Origin of the sequence: Thiolapillus sp. (assembly GCF_048562965.1) — a bacterium.
Classification (GTDB): domain Bacteria; phylum Pseudomonadota; class Gammaproteobacteria; order Chromatiales; family Chromatiaceae; genus Thiolapillus; species Thiolapillus brandeum_A.
The window spans coordinates 1-6,499 of record NZ_JBHNMF010000168.1; the positions used below are offsets into that span (position 1 = coordinate 1).

4 protein-coding genes are annotated in these 6,499 nt (G+C 54.3%); all 4 read left to right on the top strand.

Features of this window, described 5'->3' with window-relative positions:
- Nucleotides 1-134: 134 nt before the first annotated feature.
- The 4 genes from ACOCD2_RS10160 to ACOCD2_RS10175 all read left to right on the top strand — a co-directional run bounded on the left by ACOCD2_RS10160 (nucleotide 135) and on the right by ACOCD2_RS10175 (nucleotide 6,439).
- Nucleotides 135-1,109, top strand: a complete 975-nt coding sequence (locus ACOCD2_RS10160) for a hypothetical protein (RefSeq protein ID WP_419589509.1) — start codon at nucleotides 135-137, stop codon at nucleotides 1,107-1,109.
- 223 nt (nucleotides 1,110-1,332) lie between these two features.
- The gene (locus tag ACOCD2_RS10165) at nucleotides 1,333-2,196 is read left to right on the top strand and encodes an outer membrane lipoprotein-sorting protein (protein WP_293652563.1); all 864 of its coding nucleotides are present in this window, start codon (nucleotides 1,333-1,335) and stop codon (nucleotides 2,194-2,196) included.
- Nucleotides 2,197-2,208: 12 nt separating this feature from the next.
- Nucleotides 2,209-5,088 (top strand): efflux RND transporter permease subunit, encoded by a 2,880-nt coding sequence (locus ACOCD2_RS10170; protein ID WP_293647755.1) that lies wholly within the window; start codon nucleotides 2,209-2,211, stop codon nucleotides 5,086-5,088.
- Between the two features lie 457 nt (nucleotides 5,089-5,545).
- On the top strand, nucleotides 5,546-6,439 hold the full coding sequence (locus ACOCD2_RS10175; RefSeq protein WP_293650413.1) for a GGDEF domain-containing protein: 894 nt from the start codon (nucleotides 5,546-5,548) through the stop codon (nucleotides 6,437-6,439).
- The last annotated feature ends 60 nt before the right edge of the window (nucleotides 6,440-6,499 follow it).

Below are 6,499 nucleotides of genomic sequence, written 5' to 3' on the forward strand. Positions count from 1 at the left end.
AATAGGTTGTCAAAGGCCGAGTCGATTTTGGGGACTGGGATGTCCCAAAATCTATCACGAGGCCGAAGACACGCTTGTTTGCATCTTCTGAAATGATGATCAAGGCAGTGGATGGTTACGCAAAACGCAAGAAGATGAATTCGTTTGTGGCGGGTACCATGGCTGGCCTGTCCAGCAATATCCCCGAAATGGCGATGCTGGCTTTCGTGCTCATGGCCACGCCGCGGGTGGGTTTCATCGTCACGGTACTGACTCTGCATGTCGGTGCAGCGGCTTTTGGACTCTACTGCGGACTGTTGCCGCGGGATGTCGAAGGCAATGCCAGCCTGCCCAAGCCTCTGGTTGGTTTGAGTACAGATCTTTACGCGGCTGCTGCCGGTGTGTTTTTCAGTCTGGGGGTCATCATGCTGCTCATGAAAGCCTTTGCTGTTCGTGGAGGTGGTGTGGCGTCTCTCAACACCACCGATCTGTACGTGTTTGGTGTGATCCTGCTGGCCATCCAGGTCGTTGCCACTTCCCGTCTGATCAAACGGTTTTCTGCAGAACACCAACCGGAATCGGCGGAAGACATCCCGGTGGAAACTGTAGAGCACGAAAGGCTGATGCCCGTCAGTGCCATCGCTTCATTCGGGCTTGCCGGATTGTTTATTTCGGTGATCGGTGGGCATTCGGTGGGGGAGTTTGCCGACATACTGGTTCATCAGCTGGAGGCTGCAGGCTATTCAGAGATGTTCGGTGCGATCATATTGAGCCTTTTCTCGGCAGCGGGCGCCTTTATCATGATCGGCACTGCTCATTTCCAGAAGAAGTACAGCATCGCCATGGCAAATGCGTCCGGCGCCATCACCCAGGTGCCTTTCCTGGTCTTGCCAATCGCCATGATCCTGCTGGCGGTGTTCACTCAGACCGGCATCATCCCTGCCCTTGATGGTGGCAGCGGCGTCATCCCCATCGATATCCACACGACCAGTGCCATCCTCCTGGGTTTCCCCTCGATGCTGGTGCTGTGGAAAGCCGTACAGGATGATGGCAAGGTGAACTGGGTGGAGACCAGTACCATGGTGGCCATCTTCTTGCTCGTCATCTATCTGCTCGTTGCCCATGGCTGATCCTGATGTTGCTCATGTACCGGATTGTGGGCCAAAAAGCATCAGCACAATCAAGAATATAAGGAAGTTCTAAATAGCAGGCTGGTTGTAGACGGCAATAGCCATAACTGGCAAACTCTGAAGCATGATAATAAGAATTTTATGCTTTTCTAGCTTTAGCATTTTACTGTCGTTTTTTTCACAAGCATGGGCATTGAAGCCACCTCCTTATCCGCAAGGAGAATTGAACGGCTTGCAGATTGCTGAGCAGGTATATGCCGTTTCACATGGGTTGCTGGTCAGAAATGCCGTAAGCAGGCAGCATGGCAAGGATGTTGCCATGGTGGTGAACCGTGCGCCTCTGGAGCGGAGAAAGGGCGGCCGGCGTCCTATCGTCAATACCTTTGAGACTTACGGTAACAGCCATCCGCAGAATCCCGCACTGGACTCAATGCAGATGGCGATCATCAAGTCGGGCAAGGCGAAAGGCACGGGCATTCTTTTCGTCAGTTACAGTGACCCGTCGAAACCGGGCATCATGAGCATCTGGCTGCCTGCCCTGCGCAAGATCCGGCGCATCAACGAACCATCGTACGAAGATACCTGGGTGGGCACCAATCTGACCTATGGCGAACTGGTGCTGAGGAAACCCGAAGACGAGGTTCATGAGCTGCTGAAAGAAGATGTGTTTCAGGATTGCCTGCCGGTGATGAAGCTTGGCCCCAGGGAAGTCAACCGTTACACCAGGAAGCTTCCTGCTTCCCAGTGTGGCCACAAGGGCAGGGCGGTGTACGTGGTCAAGAGCACCACCAGGTTTGAAAACTGGTGGTATGACTACCACATCAGCGAGATAGACAAGGAAACCTTCGCCATCTACCGCACGGTGTATTTCAAGGATGGCAAAAAGATCAAGACCATCAGCATCGACTGGCAGTCCCTGGAGCAGGAAGACCCCAGGATCCAGTATCCCCGCTATATCTATGCCATCACCCATGACAATGGTATCGACAGCATGGTGTACGTGCCGCGCAGTACCGTGGAACTCAACCAGGATCTGCCCGACGCGTTCTGGTCGGAAGCCACGCTGAAGAAATTCGGCAAGCGCTGAGGGCGGTACCGCGTGGCTAGAGCGCCTGTTGCCGACCGCTATGCCCGATTCGTGCTGCGGCACCGCTGGGCCGTCGTCATTTCCATTTTTCTTTTCACCGCGATCGCTGCGTTCTATATCAAGGACGTGAACCTGCGCAACGATCCTGATTCGCTGCTTCCCCTGTCCAACCGCTATATCGCCACCAATCTGTATGCGGAACGCCACTACGGCATGGGAAACATCATGGTGTGGGGGTTCAAGCTCAAGGAAGGGGGTATCTTTCAGCCCTGGTTCGTGCAGATGCTGGATGCGTTCTATGACGATGCCAGCAAACTGGGGTTTGCCAATGAGGAGAACTTTGTCGGCCTGCCGTCACCACGAATGCGGCATCTGGGACTGTCCAAGGACGGGGGGCTGGATTTCAAGCGCCTGATCCCGGCGTCAGGCCTGTCCCATGATCCGGTCATCCGGCAGCAACAGATCAGTTTCCTGAAAAAAGGTATTCAGACTCATCCGGTGCTGGAGCCCCTGCTCGTGTATTACGAGAATGACGCCGGCGAGAAATGCAATCTGGTGGACAAGAACGGCGTGCTGTCGAATGAATCCGTCGCTTATGCCCACGAGAGCTGTACCGCCAAAGCGACATTCATCGTTGGTGATTTCAACGACAGCCTCAAAGACAATTACCTGAGCTGGATACAAGCCGTCCATGACCTGCAGGAAAGATATGAAAAACGCTATGGTGACCGTGTCGAATTCATTCTCTCCGGTGAACCTTATTTTCTCGCTGCCATGGTGGAAGAGGTTTGGGACAAGGCCTGGCTGTTTGGCATTTCACTGCTGATCATCCTGGTGGTGCTGTGGTATGAGTTCCAGCACTGGAACTGCTCCATATTCCCCCTGCTGGGCGTGGGCGCCACCATCGTGCTCACGCTGGGCCTGATGGGGTTCACCCAGTTCAAACTCACCACCATGATGGTGCTGACCCCCATGCTGCTGCTGGCCATCGGTATTGGCCACGCCATGCAGGTGACGCGCCGCTTCACCCAGGAACTCCACAAGAAGAATGATGTGGAAAATGCGGCATACCAGGCGATCCGCCACACCATCGTACCGGCTTCCCTGTCCATCGGTACCGATCTGCACGGCTTTTTCGCCATTTCGTTCGTTGATATCTCGTTCTACAAGGCCTATGCCTATTTCGGTATCTTCGGCATGGCCACCCTGATCCTCACCACCACGACACTGATTCCCCTGCTGATGACCATGGTTCCGCCGAAGCTGGGCAGTCATGAAAGAAAGCAGCGTCACTGGGAAAGGTCCATGGGCAGAGGCGTTGCCGCATTGCTCACCGGTCCGTGGAAATGGATCCCGCTGGCGCTGGTGGCCGGTATCGTCTGGGCGTCCGCCCACTATGCGCAACTGGGTCGTGGTGTCGAAGCCCTGCTGGCGGGGGAGGACGGGCGCGCCGACCCGGAGGTGGCGCGTATTCAGGATGAGTTCGATATCATGCCGGGGGCCGAAAAGGGTATCGACTATCCCCGAGCTGCGTTCAAGGATCACTACCTGCTGGGAGAGCTTACCGGCAGTGGCGAGGTGAAGGAGATCAGTGATCTGAACAAGTTCTCGCAGATGATGCCGGGGGCGATTACTGCAAACATGATTATCCGTTCGAAGAAAGGCGTATTGCCGCCCTGCGGGCAGGATGCCCGGGATGAGAACGACAATCGCATCATCGGACCGGACAAGTGTTACGACGATATGGAGGACCCACCCCAGGGCATCTATAACGACGTGTCCGTGCTCAAGGCGCTGTCGGATTTCGAGGACTGGCTGCGCAAGTATCCTTATGTGGGTTATTCCACGTCCTATATCCAGTTCGTCAAAACCATCAACATGATGCTGAATACACCTGCGGGCGAAGCGCCCATGCATCACATGAACCTGTTTGCCATCCCGACACACAAACACATGATGGCCAACCATTACGCTTATGCCGACGCGGAAGATCCCGATTATCTTCCGGATCCCGCTGACACGGTGCAGCTCTACAATGCCATGCTGGTCAGCAGCAGTGGACCGGGAGAGCTGGACTCTTTCGTGAATACCGCAACCTGGGATGAAGGCGTCATCGTCAGCTTTATCAACACCATGGACCCGGTGGAAACCCACAAGACAGTGGTGGATATCCAGAACTACCTGCAGTCCCATGCCAACGATCCGGGGATGGACAAGATTCGTGTCGGCATACTGGCTGGCGAGAAGATCCTGATCAAGGACGGTGACAAAACGAAAACTATTGTCACGGAAGAATCGATTCCCGGCGGAAAAGCAGCCATTGGCGGCTTCCTCGGCATCACCGAAGCCACGCGGGATGTGGCCTTTGCCGAATGGCTGCATGCACCGGCCATGACCTCCATGACTGTTTTTCTGATGACGGCCATTATGTTCCGTTCATGGACTATCGCCTTCATACTGATCAGCCTGTGTTTCATCACCCTGATGTCCCAATACGGACTGGCCGGGTATATGACCTCCATAAAGGAATGGTCTGCCAATCTTGCTTTTCACGTGCAAGTGGCCCTGAGTATCGCCATGGGCCTGGGTATCGACTATGGCGTGTACATGGTCTCGAGGCTGCGGGAAGAGATGCAGGCCACCGGCTCTGACTGGCGCAAGGCTTTGAGAAATACGGTGCAGACAACGGGATCGGCAATCGTCATTTCCGTGGTGGTACTGCTCGGCAGCGTGATCCCCCTCATGAACACCAAGCTGGCTAATACCTGGTCGGTCAGCCTGTATGTTGCCGAGGCATTGATTCTTGATGTTATCGTTGCCCTGCTGTTCCTGCCGTTGATCATCCACTGGCTGAAGCCCAAGTACGTTTTTCCTGACGAAAAGCACGATTGATTTGCCGGGAATGTAAGAGCCAGAACGCTATTTCCTGATCTGACGGTTTTTCCGCATGCCATAAGCTTGGCGCTTTCCTCCCCAATGCCTGCCTCCTGTTCGACATTTTTTTGACTTTCCGGCAGCGGGCTCCGGCAATTGGACGGCAACACCTTGCCCCTGGCCCGCGCAAGTCAGCAGAATGGGGAGTAAGATAATATTTACCTTTTATTTTCATAGGCTTGTGTGTGACTGCAAGCGCTTGTGCTTCGTCCGCGTCACCTGTGCTTGTGACAGAAGGCAACTGTTAAACAATGCTATATATAACAGAGGCTTATCTCTGAATCGACGAAACTATGCGGTCTTTATGATCTCCTGTAAGCAGTCTGGCCAAGCAATTGTTTTTACCTGGAATTTCCTGTTGGCACGAAATTCGCTTGTAACCTTGTAAAGCTTATTCGAGGACAGTCAAGTGGATATGAATCTGAATACAATAGTAAACAAGTCCAACGGGCACGACAGCCATCTGCTGGATGCTGCGGGCATCACACTGGAAGAGGGTGACACCAGCCGCAAGAGCCTCCTTTTCAACCTGCAAAGCAGCCTGGACCCCGAGCGGCTCGTGAAGATCTTCTTTCGCCATCTCAACAGGCTGCTGCCCTGTCAGGGGTTGAGGTACCGCAATCTGGCAGAAGGCATCGAGTTGCAGCAGGGTGAGGAAGGCGTAAATCGTGCAGACTATACACTGACGCTCGGAGAGGAAGACCTGGGCGAAGTCAGATTCAGTCGCCGCAAGCCGTTTTCCCACGAGGAACTTCGCCAGATGGAAGTGCTGCTGGCATCCCTGGTGTTACCCATGCGAAATGCCATTCACTACCGCACCGCGCTGGAGGCGGCATCCATCGATCCTCTCACCGGACTGCAAAACCGGCGCTCTCTGGTCGACAACCTGAAACGCGAGATGAGCCGGGCGCGCCGAGAATCACAGCCGCTGGCCATGATGGTAATCGACATCGATTCGTTCAAGCGCATCAATGACGAGATCAGCCATCTGGCAGGAGACCAGGTGCTGACCCAGATTGCAGGCCTTCTCGCAAGAGCTGTTCGCCGTTCCGATATGGTTTTCCGTTTTGCCGGTGATGAATTTGTACTGCTGCTGCCCAACATGGACAGAGAGGGAACAAAAATTCTCAGTTCCCGTATCCGGAAATTGCTCAGAAATACGCATTGCACCTACGGCGATCATCATATCAGTGTGTCTCTGAGCATCGGTGCTGCCATCCTGGATGAGAAAATGGGAGCAGACGAGTTTTTCGTAAGCGCCAAACAATCAGCCCTATTGCATTTTTTTGACAGGCGTGTTCCAGGGTAGCAGGGCTTCAATGTCCTCAACCGTCCTGGCATTGCCGATGTGCTGCAGCACATGGTGGAG